General features: G+C 62.8%; 20 protein-coding genes. 13 read left to right on the top strand and 7 right to left on the bottom strand.

What is annotated here, in order from left to right; translation table 11 throughout:
• Positions 1 to 49 precede the first annotated feature (49 nt).
• From speY to VJ464_16495, 6 genes are read left to right on the top strand one after another with little or no spacing between them, the layout of a single operon-like run.
• Entirely contained in the window at positions 50 to 1,192 is a 1,143-nt protein-coding gene (speY, locus tag VJ464_16520) for a deoxyhypusine synthase (protein HKQ06740.1), read from the top strand.
• 33 nt (positions 1,193 to 1,225) lie between these two features.
• Positions 1,226 to 2,440 carry an amidohydrolase gene (locus VJ464_16515; GenBank protein HKQ06739.1) on the top strand — a complete coding sequence of 405 codons (1,215 nt, stop codon included), beginning with the start codon at positions 1,226 to 1,228 and terminating at the stop codon, positions 2,438 to 2,440.
• Positions 2,441 to 2,454: 14 nt separating this feature from the next.
• Entirely contained in the window at positions 2,455 to 3,261 is an 807-nt protein-coding gene (locus VJ464_16510) for a GNAT family N-acetyltransferase (GenBank protein HKQ06738.1), read from the top strand.
• Positions 3,262 to 3,279: 18 nt separating this feature from the next.
• Entirely contained in the window at positions 3,280 to 4,113 is an 834-nt protein-coding gene (locus VJ464_16505; GenBank protein HKQ06737.1) for a sulfite exporter TauE/SafE family protein, read from the top strand.
• The gene (locus VJ464_16500; protein ID HKQ06736.1) at positions 4,114 to 4,539 is read left to right on the top strand and encodes a DCC1-like thiol-disulfide oxidoreductase family protein; all 426 of its coding nucleotides are present in this window, start codon (positions 4,114 to 4,116) and stop codon (positions 4,537 to 4,539) included.
• A 21-nt stretch (positions 4,540 to 4,560) separates the two neighbouring features.
• A complete protein-coding gene (locus tag VJ464_16495) occupies positions 4,561 to 5,292 on the top strand; it encodes a DUF2071 domain-containing protein (GenBank protein ID HKQ06735.1) in 732 nt (243 codons plus the stop codon).
• A gap of 16 nt (positions 5,293 to 5,308) precedes the next feature.
• Here the strand turns inward: VJ464_16495 and VJ464_16490 are convergent, their stop codons facing one another.
• On the bottom strand, positions 5,309 to 5,974 hold the full coding sequence (locus VJ464_16490; protein ID HKQ06734.1) for an HAD family hydrolase: 666 nt from the start codon (positions 5,972 to 5,974) through the stop codon (positions 5,309 to 5,311).
• Positions 5,975 to 6,145: 171 nt separating this feature from the next.
• Positions 6,146 to 8,224: a hypothetical protein gene (locus tag VJ464_16485; GenBank protein ID HKQ06733.1), complete on the bottom strand. Its 2,079-nt coding sequence runs from the start codon at positions 8,222 to 8,224 to the stop codon at positions 6,146 to 6,148.
• 265 nt (positions 8,225 to 8,489) lie between these two features.
• On the opposite strand from VJ464_16485, the gene VJ464_16480 reads away from it, so the two are divergent.
• Together VJ464_16480 and VJ464_16475 are read left to right on the top strand one after the other, a co-directional pair.
• Complete coding sequence (locus tag VJ464_16480) at positions 8,490 to 10,397, top strand: winged helix-turn-helix domain-containing protein (protein HKQ06732.1); 1,908 nt, start codon at positions 8,490 to 8,492, stop codon at positions 10,395 to 10,397.
• Positions 10,398 to 10,531: 134 nt separating this feature from the next.
• Positions 10,532 to 11,128, top strand: coding sequence for a hypothetical protein (locus tag VJ464_16475; GenBank protein HKQ06731.1), 597 nt, complete (start codon positions 10,532 to 10,534; stop codon positions 11,126 to 11,128).
• 47 nt (positions 11,129 to 11,175) lie between these two features.
• On the opposite strand, the gene VJ464_16470 is transcribed toward VJ464_16475, so the two are convergent.
• The 4 genes from VJ464_16470 to VJ464_16455 all read right to left on the bottom strand — a co-directional run bounded on the left by VJ464_16470 (position 11,176) and on the right by VJ464_16455 (position 15,368).
• Complete coding sequence (locus VJ464_16470) at positions 11,176 to 11,703, bottom strand: DinB family protein (GenBank protein ID HKQ06730.1); 528 nt, start codon at positions 11,701 to 11,703, stop codon at positions 11,176 to 11,178.
• 105 nt (positions 11,704 to 11,808) lie between these two features.
• Positions 11,809 to 13,509 (bottom strand): CTP synthase, encoded by a 1,701-nt coding sequence (locus VJ464_16465; GenBank protein HKQ06729.1) that lies wholly within the window; start codon positions 13,507 to 13,509, stop codon positions 11,809 to 11,811.
• Entirely contained in the window at positions 13,506 to 14,270 is a 765-nt protein-coding gene (kdsB, locus tag VJ464_16460) for a 3-deoxy-manno-octulosonate cytidylyltransferase (GenBank protein HKQ06728.1), read from the bottom strand. The genes VJ464_16465 and kdsB overlap by 4 nt, the downstream gene beginning before the upstream one ends.
• Positions 14,271 to 14,405: 135 nt before the next feature.
• The gene (locus tag VJ464_16455) at positions 14,406 to 15,368 is read right to left on the bottom strand and encodes a DUF1080 domain-containing protein (GenBank protein HKQ06727.1); all 963 of its coding nucleotides are present in this window, start codon (positions 15,366 to 15,368) and stop codon (positions 14,406 to 14,408) included.
• A 149-nt stretch (positions 15,369 to 15,517) separates the two neighbouring features.
• Here VJ464_16455 and VJ464_16450 point away from each other — a divergent pair, with 149 nt between their 5' ends.
• Genes VJ464_16450 through VJ464_16435 form a run of 4 tightly spaced genes read left to right on the top strand, consistent with a single transcriptional unit; the run spans position 15,518 to position 19,759 of the window.
• Positions 15,518 to 16,159: a gluconate 2-dehydrogenase subunit 3 family protein gene (locus VJ464_16450; GenBank protein ID HKQ06726.1), complete on the top strand. Its 642-nt coding sequence runs from the start codon at positions 15,518 to 15,520 to the stop codon at positions 16,157 to 16,159.
• Positions 16,160 to 16,166: 7 nt separating this feature from the next.
• Positions 16,167 to 17,843, top strand: coding sequence for a GMC family oxidoreductase (locus tag VJ464_16445; protein ID HKQ06725.1), 1,677 nt, complete (start codon positions 16,167 to 16,169; stop codon positions 17,841 to 17,843).
• Complete coding sequence (locus tag VJ464_16440) at positions 17,815 to 18,627, top strand: galactosamine-6-phosphate isomerase (protein HKQ06724.1); 813 nt, start codon at positions 17,815 to 17,817, stop codon at positions 18,625 to 18,627. Before VJ464_16445 ends, VJ464_16440 begins: the two co-directional genes overlap by 29 nt.
• Positions 18,628 to 18,670: 43 nt before the next feature.
• Positions 18,671 to 19,759 (top strand): Gfo/Idh/MocA family oxidoreductase, encoded by a 1,089-nt coding sequence (locus VJ464_16435; protein HKQ06723.1) that lies wholly within the window; start codon positions 18,671 to 18,673, stop codon positions 19,757 to 19,759.
• Here VJ464_16435 and VJ464_16430 read toward each other — a convergent pair.
• A complete protein-coding gene (locus tag VJ464_16430; protein HKQ06722.1) occupies positions 19,756 to 20,367 on the bottom strand; it encodes a hypothetical protein in 612 nt (203 codons plus the stop codon). The two genes, VJ464_16435 and VJ464_16430, sit on opposite strands and share 4 nt — an antisense overlap.
• Positions 20,368 to 20,533: 166 nt before the next feature.
• Here VJ464_16430 and VJ464_16425 point away from each other — a divergent pair, with 166 nt between their 5' ends.
• Positions 20,534 to 21,970, top strand: coding sequence for a phospholipase D-like domain-containing protein (locus VJ464_16425; protein HKQ06721.1), 1,437 nt, complete (start codon positions 20,534 to 20,536; stop codon positions 21,968 to 21,970).
• Positions 21,971 to 22,028: the final 58 nt, after the last annotated feature.

Here is a 22,028-nt window from a genome sequence, read left to right as displayed (position 1 = left end):
CCCGCGCGCTTGCCCGTAACCTACTCCTTTAATCCATCGGAGGTGACTCTTGGCAAAGCGACATCCGTTTCTGGGCGGCGCGCCGATTGACCCGCAACCGGTCAACGGCCAGATGACCGTAGCCGATCTGGTCGAGCAATCCTTCCTGGCCTATAACGCGGCGCGGCTGCGCGAAGGCTGTCAGTTGTTCGTCGAAAAAATGTTGGCCGACGACGTGACCATCGGCATGAGCCTGACCGGGGCGTTGACGCCCGCCGGATTAGGAATGTCGGCGATCATCCCGCTAATCGAAAACGGCTTCGTGGACTGGATCGTTTCGACGGGCGCGAATCTGTATCACGACACACACTTCGGTATCGGTCTGAAGATGCACCGCGGCAACCCGCAGACCTCTGACCTGGTGCTGCGCGAAGAAGGCGTCGTGCGCATCTACGACATCTTCTTTGAGTATGACGTCTTGCTTTCGACCGACGAGTTCTATCGCCAGATGATCGCGGGGCCAGAGTTCCAGCGCGACATGAGCACGGCAGAGTTTCATTACCTGGCGGGCAAGTACGTCGCCGAGCGCGAGCGCGTGCTGGGGCAAGGGCGCAAGAGTCTGTTGGCGGCGGCTTACGAGGCAGCCGTGCCGGTCTACACCTCATCGCCGGGCGACAGCTCTATCGGCATGAACGTCGCGGCGAAAGCGCTGACCGGCAACCGCCTGCGTTATGACGTGACGGCGGATGTCAACGAGACGGCTGCAATCGTGCTGGGGGCCAAGCGCGGCGGCGGCAAATCGGCGGTCTTGATCTTCGGCGGCGGCAGCCCGAAGAACTTCATGCTACAGACCGAGCCGCAGATCCAAGAGGTCTTGAAGATCGAAGAGAAAGGCCACGATTATTTCTTGCAGGTGACCGACGCCCGGCCCGACACCGGCGGGCTTTCGGGCGCAACCCCGGCAGAAGCCGTCAGTTGGGGCAAGATCGATCCCGACCGCCTGCCCGACGCCGTCGTCTGCTATGTGGATACGACCATCGCCTTGCCGATCATCGCGGCGTACGCGATGGCCCGCCACGCGCCGCGCCCGCTCAAGCGGCTCTATGATCGGCGCGAGGCGATGATGAGCCTCTTGAAAGAAGAGCACGCGCGCGCCGCCGCAAGCGCGCCCGCCGCGCCAGAAGACGCGCACAGCCTTGATCGCATACGGTAGGCGATTGTCATTGGCCCATTCGGAGAATTGTTTATGCAATCTGCTTTGTCGCTTTCGCCGTCAGACATCGAACAGTTGATCGCCGACCGGCGCGACCTTCACATGCACCCTGAGCTGGGTTACAACGAGCAGCGCACCGCCGGTCTTATCGCGGAGCGGCTCGCGGCGCATGGCTACGAAGTCAAGCAGCGGGTCGGGCGCACCGGCGTTGTCGGTCTGCTTGAAGGCACGAAACCGGCTTCGGAAGCCGATTTGACGGAAACGGGTGGCAAAGCGCGGGGGCTGCTCTACCGCGCGGACATGGATGCCTTGCCGGTGCAGGAAGAAAACGCCGTCGCCTACCGCTCGCAAAACGACGGCGTCATGCATGCCTGCGGGCATGACGCGCACGTTGCCATCGCGCTGGCTGTCGCCCGACGCATGGCCGAAGAGCGCGACACCTTTTGCGGCCCCTTGAAGTTCGCTTTCCAGCCCGCCGAAGAAGGCGGCAACGGTGCCGTGGCGATGATCGAAGACGGCGTGCTTGCCGCGCCCGACGTGACGGCGGCCATCGGCCTGCACGTCTGGAATAACTTTCCTGTCGGCACGGTCGGCGTCTATGCCGGGCCGATGATGGCTGCCGTCGACGAGTTCACTTTGCTGATTCAGGGGCGCGGCGGTCATGGGGCCATGCCGCAACAGACGGTTGATGCCATTGTCGTCGCCGCGCAGGTCGTCACCGCTTTGCAAACCATCGTCAGCCGCAATGTCTCGCCGCTCGACGCGGCGGTTGTCACCGTCGGCAAACTGACGGGCGGCTCGGCCTTCAACGTCATCGCCGGCAGCGCCGAGCTGCGCGGCACGGTGCGCACCTTTAACCGCGAGACACATACGCGCATCCCCGAAATGTTCGAGCGCGTCGTGCGCGGCGTCTGCGATGCGATGGGCGCGAGCTACACGGTGGAGTACAAACGGCAGACGCCGCCGCTGGTCAACAACGCCGTGGTCTGCGAGCTGGTCGCCGACTGCGCCGCCGAAGTCGTCGGGCGCGAGCAGGTCATTCGCGACGACAGCGTGCGAACGATGGGCGGCGAAGACATGAGCTATTTTCTTGAGCGCGTGCCCGGCTGTTATTTCTTTTTGGGGACGCGCAACGAGACGCGCGGCCTGACCTACCCGCACCATTCGCCGCGCTTCGACATAGACGAATCGGCGCTGGCCTCAGGCGTCGAAATCATGACGCGCGTCATCAAACGCTACCTCGCCTGAGCCGAAGGATCACTGTGCAATTTGTTGATCGTCACTTTGCTCACCGTTTGGAACTGACGGACGCCGAGGGCGGCGTTGCCTTCGCCCGCGCTTACGCCGATCTGTTTCTTGAGTCAGAAGCGACGGCAGAGTCATTCGCCGGCGGCTGGGCGACCTTTGCCGGGGTTGATTCGCCGCTCACACAAGCCTTCGCGCTCGGACTCGCGGGGCCGGTCGAGGAGGCCGAGATCGAACGCATGGAAGATTTCTTCCGCAGCCGTGGTGCCGCCATCAACGTCGAGCTTTGCCCCTACGCCGATCCGTCCATCATCGAAATTTTCCAGCGACGCGGCTACACGCTGATCGAATTCTCAAACGTCCTGGTACGCCGGCTCGCGCCCGAAGACGCCAAGCTGTCCATCGATCAATCGGTGCGCGTGCGCCGCGCCGAAGCCCATGAAGCCCAGTTGTGGGGCGAGACCGTGGCGCGCGGCTTTTTCACCGAAGGCGAGCTGCCGCAGTCGTTGATCGATCTGATGAGCGCCTCGTTCCGCAGCAGTGCGGGGACGCACTTTCTCAGCGAGATTGATGGGCAGATTGCCGGCGGCGGCGGACTGGTGAGGCGCGAGGGCATCGCCTCGCTCGGCGGCGCAAGCACGCTGCCGGCGTTTCGCAATCGCGGCGGACAGACCGCCCTGCTCCGTGCCCGCATCGCGTTTGCTGCCGAGCGCGGCTGCGAGATCATGATGGTGACGACACTGCCCGGCACCGTGTCGCAACGCAACGTCGAGCGCCAGGGCTTCCGCGTTGTCTACACACGATCCAAGCTCACCAGGCCGTAGGGAGGAAGCAGAAATCCGGTGACGATTCATGTTTGGCAGGGCGTGATTATTTTCAGCGCGGCGTTCGTCGCCGGCATGATGAATTCGGTGGCCGGCGGCGGCACGTTGCTCACTTTCCCGGCGCTCATCTGGATGGGGATTGACCCGAAAGCCGCGAACGTCACCAGCACGATTGCGCTATGGCCCGGCTCGCTCGGCGGCATGGTCGGTTATCGCCGCGAGCTGCGCGACAGCCGCCGCTTCATGCAATGGCTGGCGCCGTCATCGGTCGCCGGCGGACTGGTCGGCGCGCTGCTCTTGCTAAAGACGCCGTCCAGCACATTCGCCGCCATCGTGCCTTTCCTGATCCTCTTCGCGACGATTCTTTTTGCCGCGGGCGAGCCCGTGATGCGCTGGCTGCGCCGCCAAAGACATGACGAAAAGCGCGCCGCGCCGCATCACCCGGCGACAAGTGCAGCAGAGCCCTTGCCGCCGGCTTCCACGGAGCCGGGGCGGGCGTGGTGGGCGGGCGCGATCATCCTGCAATTCTTCTCGGCGACCTATGGCGGTTATTTCGGCGCGGGCAATGGCATCGTGATGCTGGCGGTGCTTGGCCTGCTCGGACTCACGGACATTCATCAGATGAACGGCTTAAAAAACTTCTTCGCCGTTTGCATTAACGTGATCGCCTCGTTTTACTTCATGATATGGGGGCCTGTGCAGTGGCCGGCGGCCCTGGTGATGACGGTCGGCGCGATTGCCGGCGGCTACGGCGGCGCCGGATTAGCGCGGCGCATGGGTCGGCGCTTTGCGCGCGGCGCGGTCATCTTCATCGGCCTGGCGATGACTCTATCGTTACTGTTTCGCCGCTGAGTGAACGACATGAATCAAGTGCTGCTCTACGACGGGGTCTGCGGTTTCTGCGACCAGATGGTGCAGATGATCTTGCGCCATGACCGCCGCGGCACGCTGCGCTTTGCGGCCTTGCAGAGCGCCTATGGCGAAGCGATCAAGACACGACACCGCGAATTGGACAATATAGATTCAGTCGTTCTGGTCGAAAGCTCACCCGATACCAACGAGGAGCGCATCTTCATCCGCTCTGCCGCGGCGTTGCGCGTCGTGGCTTACTTAGGCGGTTGGTGGAAGCTGCTACTCGTCTTCCACGTTTTGCCGCGCCCGGTGCGCGATTTCTTCTATGACCTGTTCGCGCGTTACCGTTACCGGCTGTTCGGCAAGCACGATAGCTGTCCGGTGCCGTCGCCCGACGTGCGCGCGCGCTTCGTTGATTCAATGTAATCTCGCCCACACAGAACACTCATGAAGCAAGCGCCGGTTTTTCTCACAGGCCAGTGGAAGCAACTGGCGATGCTCAATTACGAAATAGACCCACGGCTGCTGGCGGCGCGTCTGCCGCGTGGCACAGAGCTTGACAGTTGGCAGGGCAAGACGATGGTGAGCGTCGTCGGCTTCATGTTCTTAGAGACCCGCGTGCTCGGCATCAAGATTCCGTTTCACGTCCGCTTTGAAGAAGTGAACCTGCGCTTCTATGTGCGGCGCAACAGCGAAGACGGCTGGCGGCGCGGCGTCGTCTTCATCAAAGAGATCGTGCCGCGCCGCGCCGTCGCGCTCGGCGCTCGGCTGTTTTATAACGAGAATTATACGGCCTGGCCGATGCGTCATCACACGGAGCTTGACGAATCAACGACCGGCCGCGGCGTGGTCGAATACGGCTGGCGAACCGGGGGACGCTGGAACAGCTTGCGCGCCGAAACCGTGGGCGCGGCCCGCCCGCTGGTTGACGGCTCGGAAGCCGAGTTCATCACCGAGCATTACTGGGGCTATGCGATGCAGCGCGACGGCGGCACGGTCGAATACCGCGTCGAGCACCCGCGCTGGCAGGTCTGGGAGGCGAGCGCCGGCGCGCTCGATTGCGACGTGCGCGGGGTGTATGGCGCGGAGTTCGTTGATGCCTTGCGCGGCGAGCCCAGCTCGGCGTTTGTCGCCGCGGGCTCCGAGATCATCGTGCGGCGCGGCGCGCGCATCGCGTGAGCTTGATGCTACGCTTTCATTCTTGACCGAGCGGCGACTCGTCGTAATGCGCCAGCAAGTCTATCGGACCATCGTAAATCGCCATCGCGCCCTTCAGCCCTGTGTCGTCCCAGCCGCCCGAGCGGAAGGCGATCACGCGGACGCCGGCCCGCGTTGCCGCTTCGATGTCGTAAGGCGTGTCGCCCAACATCACCGCTTCGTCCGCGGAAAAGTCCGCGCCATCGAGCGCCGCCTCGACGATATCCGGGTCGGGCTTGGAATGATCGGCATCATCGGATGAAGTCTTCTCTTCGATCAAGTCCGCCGCGCCGGCAATCTCTAAGAGCGGTTTCAGCTCGTCCTCTTTCGCAGAGCTGGCGACGACCAGCTTCAAGCCGGCGTCGCGCATGCGTTGCAATAAGGCTCTGGTCTGCGGGAAAGCTTTGATGTGGGGCAGGTGGCGAGCCTTGAATATCTCGCCGCGCTTCCGGCTGATGGCCTGGCCTTCGGAACTGTCTTCCTTGATGCCTGATACCTTCGGCATCAGCTTGTCGCCGCCCATGCCGATCAGCCAGCGCACCTGCTCAAATGTAATGTTGATATCAAATTCGGCGAACGCTTCGACCCAGGCGCGGGCGTGCGCGTCGTTGCTGTCAACCAGCGTGCCGTCAATGTCAAGGATGATGCCGCGAATCTTACTCAACGTCGGGAGTCCTCGTTTCCTTAGCTACTCCACAAACGTCCGCCATGGAGCCTAACGCAAGGGGCGGCGATAAAACAATCCGCGCCGGAATGTTTATAATTCCCGCGCGTACGAGGCGGGATGGCGGCGCGCCGCCATCCCGCCTGATCGAAGCCCGCGCCGGGTCGCGGCTTAGCGCCCAAACCACTGGTGCAGCAAGTCGCGACCGCCGCCGAGCGCAAAGACCTCGATGGTGCCATTCGGGTCAATGCCCACCGCCGCGTCGCTAGTGAAGCCCACGCCGATGGTCGCCCAGTTCGTCCAGTAAGGGAACCCCGACATCTGGTGAATGTTCATCAGCTCGCCGCTGCCGGTCCTGACAAAGACTTCGAGCTGCCCCGAATGGTTGGTCGCGGCGACGATGCTCGCGGACGCGGCCAGGTAGGCTTGCGGGCGGCTGCTGTCGTTCAAAGGCTGCCAGTCGCTCCAGTTCCCATTAGGCGTCGTCTGCCAGCGGTGCCAGACGCGGTTATCCATCCCGTGGGCGAACAACTCCAGTCGCCCGTCAATGTTCTTGGCGAGCGTCACGTCGCCTTGCACCTGGCCATTGAAGGGGACCCAGCCCGACCAGCTGCCGCCGCGAGTCACCTGGTAATTCACCCAGACCGAGCTGTCCAGCGCGCGGGCGGCGACGTGCATCCTCCCGGCGGCGTCGGTGGCGGCGGCGACGCGGCCACTGAAGCGTTGGCCGGGCAGCGCCTCCCACCCGGACCAGGGAGCCCCGAAGGCGTCGAACCAGCGCTGCCAGATGTGGTAGACCTGATTGTCAGAGGCCACGGCGAAGACCTCTATGCGGTTGTCCCAGTTCAGGCAGGCGGTCGGGTCGCCCTGCATCCCTGCGGCGGCCTGGCCGAGGCTCGACCACGAACTCCAGTGCGAGGCGTCGCGGGCGTTCGGCTCGTTCTGCCAGCGGTGCCAGATGGCGTTGTCACGACCGAGCCCGAAAATCTCCAGCTTCTGCCAGTTGTTTTTGACGACCGCGACCGGGCCGCGGAACGTCTGATCGCCCGGCAGTTGCTCCCAGCCTGAGCAGTTATTGGGCACGTTGGCGGCGCGCTGGTAGAGATTCCAGACGCGGTTGTCCATACCGCGCGCGAAGACCTGTAGCCTGCCATCCTGATTAGTGCCGACCGCCGGCGGCGAAGTCAGGACGCTGCCAAGCGAATACCATGTCCCGACGGGCGGCGGCGGGCTTACGGGCCGAACGTCGAGCGGCACTTCCGACCGCGTGCCGCCGGCGACAGGCGGCAGGCTGACCCACTTCCCCTGAGCCGAAAGGTAGCTGACGCCGATGCGGTAACTGCCGGGCACTTCGCCGAAGCGCTCGCTGACGCGGCGGATGCGCCGCTCGCCGCCGGGCGGGATGGGGCTGGCGTCGCCATCGCCGCCTCCCAGCAGCTCGTCGTGATTGTTGCCCATGGGGTCGCGCACGTAGATGTAGAGCTGGCTGACGTGGGCCGGGTAGTCGCCATAGTTGCGCACCAACACTTCGACTTCCAGGCGCTCGCCGACGCGCGGCGTGGCGCTCGCCGTCCGCAGGATGAGTCCTTCCTGAAGGCCCAGGTCGATGTAGGTCGGGCGCTCGGCGGGCACGGGGCAGCCGGTGATGAACAACGAAGCGTACAGGTCGGCGTTCGCCCCGCTGCCATCCGAGCGCGAGTGGACGAGCCGGCGGCGGGCTTCGTCGAGGCAAATCATCATCTCGACGTCCGGGTAGTTGGAGTCGTACAGGTAAACCCGCCTGGGGTTCTCGTCATAGCCGATGGCCAGCACCTGATGGCCGAACGGGTCGCCCTCGCGGCGGCCGCGCAGGCCCAGCACGAGCGGCTGCTGAGTGGCGTCGAGCTGTTGCTTGATGCGCGGGAATTCATCCTTCAAGCTCCAGTCGAATTGCGTGTCGAAGGTCACGCCCGGCAGGGTGACCCAGTTGGCCGCGCTCAGCAGGCCGAACGGGCCATAGCTGATCATCTGGTTGTCGTAAATGAATTGCCGCAGCCGCGAGCCTTCGGGCGGCACGGTCAGGCCAGCGCCGAAATCCGCGCCCGTATGCGTCGGGACCGACAATCGGTTGATGTAGTACCGCAAGGCGGCCAGCGCCATGCCGCCGCACAGGCCATAGGTTTCTAGCCGCGGGTATTTGAGGATCGTGTTGACGAAATCGTTCCTGAAATGGAATCCATGCTGTGATGGAATAAACTGTGTTCTCGGCATTGTCATTCTCCTTTCAATTGCCCTCTAATTGGCCGGGCGGGTGCCCGGAAAGCGGGGCGCGGGAAGCGGCGCGGCCCTCGGGCCACCGGCCATCTCCGCGCCCGTGTCTGCCGTTTACCGGGCCGTTGCCTTCGCTTCAGCCTGGTGCTAGACTGGCGCTACTCCCCAGCCGGGCGAGGTCGGCTGGAGACGCGTCACAGCTTGTCCCGGCGGCCCACAAGGAGTCTTCAAGCGGCGCTCAATTTTTTCTCAGGAAGTTTTCAAGATGTCCCGAAGTACCATAAGAAGTAACTTTTATGACTTCGGCCCATTCCGCCTGGACGTCGAGAATCGTTTGCTGCTGCACGGCGGCGACGTGGTGCCGCTGCAACCCAAGACCTTCGACATTCTGCTCTTGCTGGTTGAGAACCGGGGCCGGGTGGTGGAGAAGGACGAGCTGATGCGCCGGGTCTGGCCCGACACGGCGGTCGAAGAATCCAACCTGACACAGAACATCTACGTGCTGCGAAAAATCTTCAGCGCCGGGGCCGACGGTCAGAAGTACATCGAGACGATGGCCAAGCGCGGTTACCGCTTCGTCGCGCCGGTCAGCGAAGGCAACGGCGCCCATGCGGCGGTGACGGCTCAGCCGACCTCTAGCGAGCCGGTCGCGCCCGACGCGGCCCTCGACGCATCGGCGGGCGGCCAGGCCAGTCACAGCCGACCGCGCGCGGCGTTGAGGTGGGGGCTGCCGGCCTTCTTGATCCTGCTTTCGCTGGGGATCGCCGCTTACCTTGCGAAGCGACACGGGCCGCCGCAAGAGCCGATTCGCTCAATCGCCGTGCTGCCGCTCGCGCCGCTGAATGCCGATGCCGATCAGGAGTACCTCGGCCTGGGGATCGCCGACGATCTGATCACGCGGCTCAGCAGCACGCGCCAGATCGTCGTGCGCCCGATGAGCACAGTGGTCAGGCAGGCGAGCCATGAGTCAGACCCGGTGGCGCTCGGGCGGGCCTTAGCCGTCGACGCCGTCCTGACCGGCTCTGTGCGCAGAGCGCAGGACCTCATCCGCGTCAACGTGCGGCTCATTCGAGTGGCGGATGGCGCGTCGCTCTGGGAAGACATCCTCGACGTTAAGCTGGCCGACATCCTCGCCATGCAAGATCAGGTTTCCGAGCAACTGGCGCGGACGCTGACGCTGGAATTGAGTGGCGAAGCGCGACGCCTGCTGACCCGACATTACACAGAGAGCGCCGAAGCCTATCAGCTCTATCTGAAGGGCGCCTATTATCTGAAAAAGCGGACGCGCGAAGCCTTCAACACCAGCATAGACTACCTGCGACAGGCGCTGAAGAAAGACCCGCAGTACGCGCTGGCTTATCGAGGGCTGGCCGCCGCTTACAGCTTGCAAAGCCTGTTCGGCTTCGTCCCGTCAAAGGAAGCCATGCCGCAGGCGGAAGGCATGGCCCGGCATGCGCTTGAGATCGAGGCGACGCTGGCCGGCGCGCACGTCGCCCTTGGCACCGTGCGCATGTACTACGACTGGAATCTGGCGGAGGCGGCGGGCGAGATTCAACGGGCCATCGAGCTCGACCCCAACCTGCCGGAAGCCCATCAGCTCTACGCGCTGTGCCTGGCCGCTCTGGGCCGCTTTGACGACGCGCGCAAACAGTTGCAGGCGGCGCGGCAGCTCGACCCCGGCTCGCAGGTCATCGAGAGCTCGGCGATCTGGGTCGCCTATCTGGCGGGCCAGTACGACGAAGCCATCAGCCTGGGCAGGCAGGCCATAGAGTCCGATCCGGGCTTCTATCTCTTTTACCAGCACCTGGGATGCGCCTACCTGGCCAAGCAGATGTACGAGCCGGCGATTGCCGCCTTGCGACGGGCGCGCTTGCTGTCGGCGAACGCGCCCGGAACGCTGGCGCGGCTCGCCTACGCCGAGGCCGTCGCCGGCAACCGGCAAGAGGCGCGGCAGGCGCTCGCCGAGTTACAGAAGGCGGCGGCGCCAGCGCAGGTGATCCCCTATGTTTATCTGGGCTTGAGCGAAGACGCGCGGGCGCTCGAATGGTTACAGCGGGCTTACGAAGAGCGCGCCGGCGATTTGATTTATCTGGCGACGGACCCGATCTACGACCGCCTGCGCGCGACGCCGCAGTTCAAAGCCTTGCTTAAACGCGTCGGGTTTGCGCCGTAATTTATCGGCCCACCGCTCAGAACTTGAAGTGATAGCCGACGATCCACTGATTATTGTTCCGGCGCGCCGCCCGGTTGTGCTAGGCTTCGTCGCATCAGCCCTCGGCTATCATCGGGTGTGACGGTGAACCGCTTATGATGAATGTTGACTATGAAGCGCAGCAGACGGCGCAGGCGCAGCTCGACACGGGCGAGCGCTTGCTCTGGCATGGCCGTCCTGACCCGAAGCGGCAAATTCTCGGCGGGCTGGCGATTATGCTTTTCGGCATTCCGTGGACGGCCTTCGCGCTCTTCTGGACGGGGGCGGCGTCGGGACTCTTCTGGGGCGAAAGGGAGATCGGCTGGCCGTCACTGTTCGGCCTGTTCGGCGTGCCGTTCGTGCTGGTCGGGATCGGCATGCTCCTGTCGCCTTACTGGGCTTACCGCCGAGCGCAGGGCACGGTGTATGTCATCAGCAACCGCCGCGCAATGATTATCACAGGCGCGCGCGCCCGCAAGGTTCAATCTTTTGCCGCGCCCGACATCGGGCTGATCGAGCGCACCGAACGGAGCAACGGCAAAGGCGACGTGATGTTTGCGACGGCGACCATGAACCGCAACATCCAGCGCATCGGCTTCACCGGCATCACCGAAGCGCGGCGCGTCGAACGGCTACTGCTTGACACCTTCAAACACGCGGAAGCAGACCGACCGGCGGAAGACTCGGCCGGCCGCGGCTTCAGTCCATTCTGAAAGCATAAGACCATCGCCGGTTGTTTAGAGGCGATCAATGGGCGTCGTTAATCAAGGTAGCGGGTTCGCAGAATCTCCAGGTGGTAGCGTTCGTGGCCGACCATCGCATAAGCCAGCGCCCGCACCGTGAACTCACAGTCGCTGGCCGTGCCGCGCCGCAGCCAGGCGTCGGGCGCAAGGTGCTTGAAGAAGTAAAGACTGCCGCGCCGCACATACTCAAACTCATCGATCAGCTCAGCAAGCGGCGCGGCGTCAAAGCTCGCCGCACTTACCCAATCGTCCTGCTCAAATCCCGGCAGCGCCGCCGTGTCAAGGCGCGCGAAAAACAGCGCCCGCAGCCCGAAGACGCGCTCGGCATCGGTCATGTGGCCGATGACTTCCTTGATGCTCCACTTGCCCGGCGCGTAACGTCGCTCGCCCGCGTCGGCGGGAAGCGCCCGCAGGAATTCCAGCGTCGTCTCGGTCTGTGCCTGCATCGCCGCGCAGAGATCAGCTTCGGGCACCAGGCCGATGTAGCGGCCATAGTATTCGGCATGCTCGGTCGGCTCTGGCCGACCGGTGAACGAAACGGACATAAGTTGTTTTGCTCCTTTGGAAGTGGCGCAAGCTGTTAGCTTGCGCTTGGACTCGCAAAAAGACGAATCTCGCGCAAGCTAACAGCTTGCGCCACATGAGCCGCCTTATGATTCGCTGCCCGAAGCGTTGAGCTTCCAGCCGCGATCATCGGCGGTCGCTTCGCGGGCCAGGGCCGTGTCTTCTTCGGGGTCGTTGCTCGCTTCGTCGCGCAGGCGATGTTCATACGCCGCTTTCACGAACGACACGAACAGGGGGTGCGGGTCGAGCGGCTTCGACTTGAACTCCGGGTGAAACTGACAGCCCAGGAACCACGGGTGGTCAGGCAGCTCGACGATCTCGATGAACTTGCCATCGGGCGATTTGCCGGAGAAGACCAGCCCGTGCCCGCCAAGCTCATCTTCATAGCGCGGGTTGAACTCGTAGCGGTGACGATGGCGCTCGCTGATTTCGGGCGCGCCATAAATTTGCGCCGCCAGCGACCCTTGCTTCAGATTGCAGGGATACGCGCCGAGCCGCATCGTGCCACCCATCTGCTCGACGCCGATCAAATCGCGCAGCTTGAAGATCACCGGGTGCGGCGTGTCGTCATCGAATTCGGTCGAATCGGCGCCGTCGAGGCTGGCGACGTTGCGGGCGAATTCAATCGTCAGACATTGCATGCCGAGGCAGATGCCGAAGTACGGAGTCTGCTCGCGGCGCGCGTAATTGATCGCCCGCAGCATCCCGGAAATGCCGCGCTTGCCGAAACCGCCCGGCACCAGGATCGCGTCAAAGTCGCGCAAGCGATCTTCCCAGTTCGGGTCGTCCATCAGCTCGTCGGATTCGAGCCAGCGCACCTGTACGCGCAAACGATTGGCGACGCCGCCATGCACCAGAGCTTCGTGCAAGCTCTTGTATGAATCTTCCAGCTCGACGTACTTGCCGACGATGCCGATGCTCACCGTCGCGTCAGGGTTCTTGACGGTTTCGACCAGCGCCGTCCATTTCGTCAGGTTGCGCTCGCCGGCTGCCAGTTGCAGCTTCTTAACGATCATGTCATCAAGGCCCTGGTGCGCAAACATCAGCGGCACTTCATAGATCGTCGGCACGTCCTGCGCGGTGATAACTTCGTTTTCGCGGACGTTACAGAACAGGGCGATCTTCGCCTTCATGTCGTGTGGCAGCGGGCGGTCGCAGCGGCACAAGAGCAGGTCGGGCTGAATACCGATCTCGCGCAGCTCTTTAACCGAATGCTGCGTCGGCTTGGTCTTCAACTCGCCCGACGCGGCGATATAAGGCACCAGCGTCAGGTGAACGAAGAGCGCGTTTTCGCGCCCGATTTCGTTGCCCATCTGGCGAATGGCTTCCAGGAAAGGCAAGCTCTCGATGTCGCCGACGGTGCCGCCGATTTCGACAATCACCACGTCCGGGCCCTCGGCGACGGCGCGGATGGCGTCTTTGATTTCGTTGGTGATGTGCGGGATGACCTGAATCGTCTTGCCGAGATAATCGCCGCGCCGCTCTTTGTTGATCACCGACAGGTAGATGCGCCCGGTCGTCCAGTTGTTCGATTGCGTCAACTGCGCGTGCGTGTAGCGCTCGTAGTGGCCGAGGTCGAGGTCGGTTTCGGCGCCGTCGTCGGTGACAAAGACTTCGCCGTGCTGAAAAGGCGACATGGTGCCGGGGTCAACGTTGATATAAGGGTCGAGCTTCTGTAAGGTGACGCGCAGGCCGCGCGCTTCGAGCAGGCAGCCGATAGACGCCGCCGCCAGCCCTTTGCCGAGACTGGAGACGACGCCGCCGGTGACGAAAATGAACTTGGTCATACCTGATCCTCCTCAATCATCCTCTTGACTCGTTGATAATCCTGCTCGGTGTCCACGCCAATCGAGCGATGCTCGACCGCGACGACGCGTATGGGGTAGCCGTGTTCGAGCACGCGCAGCTGTTCGAGCTGTTCCAGGCGTTCGAGCGGCGACGGCTGCATGCGGGCAAAGGCTTGCAAGAACTCGCCGCGGTACGCATAGAGTCCCGAATGCTTACGATAATGATGAAGCAAGCTCGCATCCATGCGCAACGCTTGCTCCAGGGTGTGGCCGGGGGTGGGCCGGATGTGCGGCACGGGCGAGCGCGAAAAATAGAGCGCGAACCCCTGATGGTTTGTAACCACTTTGACGACGTTCGGGTTGAACACATCTTCGACATCGGTGATGGGCTCTGAGGTGGTGCTGATGTGAAGCTGTGAATCGGCGATGAGCGGCGCGATGGCCGCATCAATGGTTGCCGGCTCGATCAACGGCTCGTCGCCCTGCACGTTGACGACGATTTCGGCATCAAGCTGGGCGGCGGCTTCGGCGATACGGTCGGTGCCCGAGGCGCACGCGGCACTGGTCATGACTGCGGCCGCGCCGTGCGCCGTGACCGCTTCGAAGATGCGCTGGTCGTCGGTCGCAACGATTACGCGCGCGACAGACTGCGCTCGCGCGGCGCGCTCGACGACATGCAATATCAAAGGAATTTGCTTGATGGGGAGGAGGGGTTTGCCCGGCAATCGTGTCGAGGCGTACCGCGCAGGGATGATCGCAATCGCTTCTCCCTTCACGGGCCTTCAGAGTATCCGAAACTAGGGCTCAATGTCAAACAGGCAAACCTATCAACCGCCAAGACGCCAAGAACGCCAAGAAGAGTAAATCTATCTTGGCGTTCTTGGCGTCTTGGCGGTTTACTGCGCCGGCGTCAGGACGATGTTGCGGAACATGACCTTGCCGTGGTCGCCCTGGAGCATCAGCGGGCCGGGCGCGCCTTCGTCGCTTTCGAGCGCGCCGCCGGTGATACCCGGTATCTCGGCGTTGTCAACGATGGTCTTGCCGTTCAGCACCACCGTCACGCGCCGCCCGATCAAAGTGATGTCGTAAGTCTGCCACTCGCCCGGTCGCCCCGAGGCGTTGACCACCGGGCGCAGAAAACCGTAGACGCCGCCCATGCGCAAACTGTCAGAGGCTTTGCCAAAGCTGTCTTCAATCTGCACCTCGTGGCGTCCGCGCAGGTAAACGCCGCTATTGCTCTCGGCGACGATGTTGAATTCAAGATGCAGCTTGAAGTCTGTGAATTTTTGTTCGGTGATGATGTCAACACAGGGGACGTTGTTGGTCATCGTGCCGTTTGTCGCGCTCCAGCAGTTGCCGCGTTCGGTTGAGCGCAGCCGCCATCCCGTGAGGTCTTTGCCGTTGAACAGGTGAATCGGCTTGCCCCAGCGCGGCGCGGCGGTGCGTATCATGTCGGGCGCGCGCACGCCCGTCCAGTGCAAAGTCTTGCCGTCGGCGCTTTCGGTCGTGCCTTCCAACCGGTCGCCGTTCAGCCTGCCTTTGAAGACCAGGTCGTGGGCGTTCGTTTCGTACTGCACAGGGATTCTGAAGAGCAGCTCGCCACTTTTATATTCGATCTGCGCGATGTGGCGATTGCTGCCAAAGCGCCCGACGAAGCGGCCCATCAGCTCGGTCTCTTTGCGCAGCGAGATTTCAACCCACGACGGATATGAGCCGTTGGCTTCCTGCACGGTCAAGTCCCAGCGGCCCAGCAAGCCGTCGGCGAATCCCGGCTTTGGCGTCTGCGCGCCGGCAACCGACGCGAGCAGCATCAGCAGACAGAGCAACAGCGGTAACAACGCGAGGCGGTATTTGCTCATGATGTCCTCTCTTTTGAAGATGTTTTGATCGGCAACGGCCAGAAGATAACATGACCGCGAGCGGTCTGCCATGCCTGGCGTCGAGCGCAGCCGCCAGCATTGCCTTCCTTCGCCTTTTATGATGTGATGCCTTCCACGGAGGTCGACGGATGGCAGGTCAAAGCATCGAGCGCCGCGACGTGCTGCGCATTCTCGCGCTCGCCGCGACAGCAAGCCAGTTTCCGGGGTTTAAGCAGTGGGCCTTCGCTCACGATCACGCCGCTGATGGGCAACACGTCCACACGATTCAGCAAAAGCCGGCGGCAGCGGCGCAGCATGAAGCCTACAAGCCGCAGTTCTTCACGACGGATGAATACCGCCTCGTGGCTCGCCTGAGCGAGTTGATTATTCCGACCGACGACACGCCCGGCGCGCGCGAAGCCGGCGTCAGCGAGTTCATCGATTTCATGGTTGCCAGCGACCCGCCGCTACAGCCACAGTTTCGTCGCGGCCTGACCTGGATGAACGCACACGCCATTAAGGTCTATGGCGCGCACTTTCTCGACCTCAGCGCCGAACCGGCGACCGAGATGCTCAGTAACCTGGCCTACAAAGAGCGCCACCGCCTCGGCGAAGAAGACGGGCAGGCATTTTTCCGCCTGATGCGCGAATACACGCTGATGGGGTTCTATACGTCGCGCGTCGGCATGCAGGTGCTCGACGTTCCGGCGCTGAAGCAGTATTACGCGGCGTCGCCGGCCTGCCCGCACACAGACAATCGCGCCCACCTCGGATTGAAGCCGAAATATTGACGAGCTTATGCAGATCAAAAAGCCCAGGAAAATCTATGACGTTATTGTGATTGGCACCGGCGCGGGCGGCGGCATGGCGATCAAGACGCTGTGCGAAGCCGGGCTCAATGTGTTGGCGCTCAATTCTGGCCGCCGCCTTGACCCGGCCAAAGATTTTCGCAATCACAAGCTGAGCTACGACATGAAGTATCGCGGCTTTGGCGACCCCAAACGGCGCGACCAGTATTACCACATCGAGAACGAATACACCGATGGCCTGTGGGAACACGGCATCAGCTACACGACGGCGCCAGGGACGCAGTGGGAGTGGCCGCGCTGTCATGCGGTCGGCGGCAAGACGAACTTCTGGGGGCGCTCATCGGCGCGCATGGGCGACATTGATTTTCGCGCCGCCAGCCTGGACGGCTTCGGCGTCAACTGGCCGGTGACTTATCAAGAGATCGCGCCCTACTACAGCCGTGTCGAGCGCATGATCGGCGTTTGTAGCACGGTGCAGAACCGCCCAAGCAACCCCGACGGCGAGTACCTGCCGGCGTTCAACTTTCGTTGCATTGATTACATTCTGCAAGCCGGCTGCGAAAGGGTCGGCGTGCCTTACCTGCCCGACCGCCACGCACAACTGACCGTCAATCATAACGGCCACCCGAAGTGCCACTACTGCGGCAACTGCACGGAAGGCTGCGACACCGGCTCGTTCTTTTCGACGCCCTGGTTCCTGTTACCCCCGGCAGAGAAAACGGGCAAACTCGAACTGCGAACGGATGCCGTCGCCAAGAATATCATCGTCAATGATCGGGGCATGGCCGCGGGCGTTGCTTATGTTGATCGCAAGACGAAACAGGAAGTCGAAGTCTACGGCAAGGCGGTGATCGTCGCGGCTTCTTGTGTCGAGACGGCGCGCATTCTGCTCAACTCGAAATCGCGCCGCTGGCCGACAGGGGTCGCCAATTCAAGCGGTCAGGTGGGGCGCAATCTCTGCGACCATCTCTACGGCACGACCGGCAACGGTTACCTGCCGCAATTGATGGGGCAGCCGAGTTTTCCCGACAACGTCTCGGCGGCGCAAGTGGCATGGATGCCGCGCTGGCAGAACCTCAAGAACCCGCGCGAAGAGAAATTCATCCGCGGCTACTCGGTCTACCCTTATGGCGGCTGCGGCGATTATCCGTGGTATTCAAACCGGCTCGAAGGCTTCGGCTCCGACTTCAAGCGCAACATCAAACGCTACTACCCGACGCCCGTGGGGTTCTATTGCCAGATTCCAACGCTCGCGTCGGCAACCAACTTTGTCGAGATAGACCCGGAAGTGAAAGACCGCTATGGCATCCCCGTGGCGCGGCTGCATTTCCAGTGGGGCGAGAACGAATTGCTGATGTGGGAGCATGCCAAAAACGTCTGCCACGATGTCATCAAAGCGGCGGGCGGCGAGTACTGGGGCGCGGCAGAGCATCCCGAAACGCCGGGCTTCAGCCTGCACGAAACCGGCACCTGCCGCATGGGCGATGATCCGAAAAAGTTTGTCACGAACCGCTTTGGCCAGACCCATGAAGTGCCGAACCTCTACTGCTGTGACGCCAGCGTGTTGCTCTCTTGCACGGACAAAACGACGACGCTGTCGATACTCGCCTTCACGCTGCGGACTTCGGAATACGTGATTGAAAACTTTCGCGCCGGGAAACACTGAGCCGCGCGAATCAACGACTGTGTCGAAAACCGACGAGATCAAAAACCGGTCAGCCCGCGGCATCCAATGGCGCGGCGCGGCTACGGATCATGAGGCGATGAGCCGCGAGGCCGCCGAGTTGATCGTCGAAGAAATCCGCCGTCAGCCCGACCTGCTGTTATGCGCCGCGTCCGGCTCGACCCCGACTCGTTGTTATGAATTGCTCGGCGCCAAACGACAAGCCGAGCCGCGACTGTTTGAGGGCTTGCGCGTCTTGAAGCTCGACGAGTGGAACGGCTTGCCGATGGATGACCCGGCGACCTGTGAAGCGTACATTCGCCGTCTGCTCGTCGGGCCGCTCGGCATCGCAGGTGATCGTTACCTGACCTTTCGGAGCGACCCGCTCGATGCGCAGGCGGAGTGCCAGCGGGTTCGCGCCTTGCTGGCCGCGCAAACATCGATTGATCTCTGTGTGCTGGGAATTGGCGTGAATGGACACCTGGGTTTGAACGAGCCCGCCGATGCGCTCGAACCGTTCGCGCACGTTGCCAGGCTGGCTGAAAGCTCCAGGCGGCATTCGATGTTAGGCGCAGCCGCGCGAGCGCCCGAATATGGCATCACGCTCGGCATGGCCGAGATACTGGCGGCCCGCAAGATCGTCCTGCTCGTCAGCGGCGCAAGTAAACGAAAGCCGCTCGAACGTCTGCGGGTGCCGCAAGTCTCGACAGCGTTCCCGGCTTCATTCTTGTGGCTCCACGACGACGTGACCTGTTTCTATGACCGCGAGGCGGCGTCCGACTCATAAGATAGGCGCAAACATCAGCCGCCTCGCTTGAAAGGTAGAGCGCATGGATAAGCCCGTACGAGTTGGCATCATCGGTTCGCAGTTCATCTCGACGATTCACGCCGAAGCCTTGCGGCCCTGCGCCGCTGCCGAGTTGTTTGCCGCCGCCTCGCCCAACCCGGAACGCAGCTCGGCCTTTGCCGGGCGCTTCGACATCCCGCATCACTTCACGGATTATCGCAAGCTGCTGGAGATGGACGAGGTTGACATGGTTGTGGTCGGTGTTCCCAACGATCTGCATTGCCAGGTCGCCGTCGACGCCGCGGCTGCCGGCAAGCACGTCGTCATGGAAAAACCGTTGTGCCTGAACCTCGCGGAGGCCGACCGCATGATCGAGGCATGCCGCCGAGCCGGCGTCAAGTTGATGTATGCCGAAGAGCTCTGCTTCGCGCCAAAATATGTTCGTCTCAAGCAACTGTTGGATTCGGGGGCGCTCGGCAGGCCCTTGCTCATCAAGCAGTCCGAGAAGCACGATGGGCCGCACGCCGCGCACTTCTGGGATGTCAATCGCGCCGGCGGCGGTGTGACGATGGACATGGGCTGCCACGCCATCGAGTTCTTTCGCTGGATGCTTGGCCGGCCTAAGATCAAATCGGTCTACGCGCACATGACGACCGGCCTGCACGCAGACAAGACGCGGGGCGACGATAACGCGATCTTGATCCTTGAATTTGAAAATGGCGTGACGGCGATGGCCGAAGAGAGCTGGACCAAGCTCGGCGGCATGGATGATCGCGCCGAAGTGCATGGCTCGGAGGGCGTTGCCTACGCCAACCTGCTGCAAGGCAATTCGATTCTGACCTACAGCCGCACAGGCTATGATTACGCGGTTGAAAAAGCCGGCTCGACGACGGGGTGGAGTTTCACGATCTATGAGGAGGCATGGAATTACGGCTTCCCGCAAGAGATGGCCCACTTCGTTGACTGTGTGCGCCGAGACCTTGAGCCGCTGGTCACGGGCGACGATGGCCGCGCCGTGCTAGAGGCGCTGTTTGCGGCTTACCAATCCGCCGGCAGCGGGCGTAAAGTCGAGCTGCCATTCCACACAGGCGCGCAAAAGCCATACGACCTGTGGCGCAAGACAGAGCCTTAGCGAATCACCTTGATTGCGGTGACCGGGTGAAGTTCCCAGGCCGTCGCGCGCCAATTCTTCGCGCCCCCGGAGTTGGTGTTTTCTGATTCGTTGTCATGTCCTGTGTCAAACAACAGCCACCCTTCGAAGGAACACCAGTGGCCCGGCAACTCGCCCGCCAGCGCCTCGGTAGACCAGTCCCAGCCTTGCGCCCTGGCCCACTCTCTGATGCGCGGCGTGACTTCCAATTCGACGCGCCCGCGCGGCGCGGCTTCGGGGGCGAGCGCCACCTCGATGTGCGTATCACGCCGCAGGAACGAGTAGCAGTTGGCCGATTCGACGCTGCCCGCCATGACCCTGACGACGTAGCCTTCGAGCCGCGCCGCCGACGCCTCGGACCAGCGACCGCGGTCGCCGCCGGGCTGTAGCAAGGCGTCGAGCGTGACCCGGTCGTCGAAGTCCGATGGCTGCGGCAGCCGTGTGCGGTTCTTGAGCCGGTTGATGGCGCGCATTCGCGGCGTGAAGCTGATGCCGTTGGGCAGGCTGTTCGACTGCGTGACGATCAGCAGCGCGGCGATCAGGAGCAGTAGCGCGATGTGTCTCGTATACCTCAAGCCGGTTGGCTTCATGCGTGAATCCTCGGCGCGGTGTTTCGGGGCGGCCACGAATCGTTTATCATATCAGCTAATGGCGCCGGGCTTCTGAGTTCGAACCGTCGCGCCCGCCCGGTGAGCTTGTGACGGTTGCGTTTAATCCGGACATCTTTGACCGTGTGCCTTTTGCGATTCACATTACATGCACGAAGAGCGAAGAACTAAGCCCGCCGCCAGCCCTCGCAAAAGCAACTTCGCAGCGAAGCACAAGCCCCGCCGCCGGCGGCGACCGAAGGGCGTCCCCGGCTGGTGGGGGCGGCTGCGGTCGCTCATCTGGTCGTGGTGGCTGTGGGCCGCCGCCGCCGCCTTCTTTTATTTCGATCACCACTCAGGGATCGCGCTCGCGCTAATCATCACCGCCTTCTTGATGTACCTGTCCACGCCCAGAGAAGGCTCGCCGGCTTACGGGCTCGAACACGAGTTCGCCATCGAGTCAGAAGAATTCCTGAGCACGGTGACGGGCGCGACCGGCGCGGCATTCCTGCGCGGCAACACCTTTGCCATCTTTAACAACGGCGACCAGTTCTACCCGGCGATGATGGAGGCCATCGAGCAGGCCAGGCGCTCGATCACCATCGAGGCTTACATCTACTGGGAGGGGAAGATCGGCAAGCGCTTCGCCGACGCGCTGGCGGCCCGCGCGCGCGAAGGCTTGCCGGTCAAAATCCTGCTCGACGCGGTCGGCGCTTCAAGCATCGGGGCCGACATCTTGAAGACGCTGGAAGCGGGCGGCTGTCAGGTCGAGTGGTATCACCCCGTGCGCTGGTACAGCCTCAACCGCGTCAACAACCGCACGCACCGCAAGTCGCTGATCATCGACGGGCGCACCGGCTTCACCGGCGGCGCCGGCATCGCCGACCACTGGCTGGGCAACGCCGAGGACGAACACCACTGGCGCGACATCCAGGTGCGCATCGAGGGGCCGGCGGCCATGACTTTGCAGACCGGCTTCGCGCGCAACTGGCTCGAAACGACCGGCGAGCTGGTATCGGGGCCGGACTACTTCCCGCCGACCGAAGAGGCGGGCGAGATGGAGATACAGTCCATCCTCAGCTCGCCGGAAACCGGCTCCTCGACGGTGCGCGTCATGTACTATCTGTCCATCGTCTGCGCGCGCCAGTCCATCCTGATCGCCAACCCTTACTTCGTGCCGGACCGGGCGGCGCTCGACATTCTCATCGATGCGCGGCGGCGCGGCGTGGCCGTCAAGATCATGGTCGCGGGCCGCCACAATGATACGCGGCTGGCGCGGTTCAACAGCACACGACTGTACGGCCCGCTGCTCAAGCACGGCATCGAAATTTACGAGTACAACCGCACCATGCTGCACCACAAGTACATGGTGTGCGATGGCGTGTGGTCTACGGTGGGGACGACCAACTTCGACAACCGGGCCTTCGCGCTCAACGACGAGAACAACGTCTGCCTTTACGACCGCAAGGTCGCCGCCGAGTTCGAGGCGATCTTTGCCCGCGACCTTGCGGCTTGCGACAAGGTCGAGCTCGCCGAGTGGCGCAGGCGCGGCGTGATGATGAAGGCGGCAGAGGCGTTCGCCTCCTTGCTGAAGGAACAGGTGTGACCGCCCGTCGTGTGTGATCACCGGCGCCGATGTGGCACGATCTTTGATACGAATTGTC

The organism is Blastocatellia bacterium, from assembly GCA_035275065.1.
Lineage (GTDB): Bacteria > Acidobacteriota > Blastocatellia > UBA7656 > UBA7656 > DATENM01.
The sequence above is the reverse complement of the archived record's forward strand: the minus strand, read 5'-3'. Positions and strand labels throughout refer to the sequence as shown.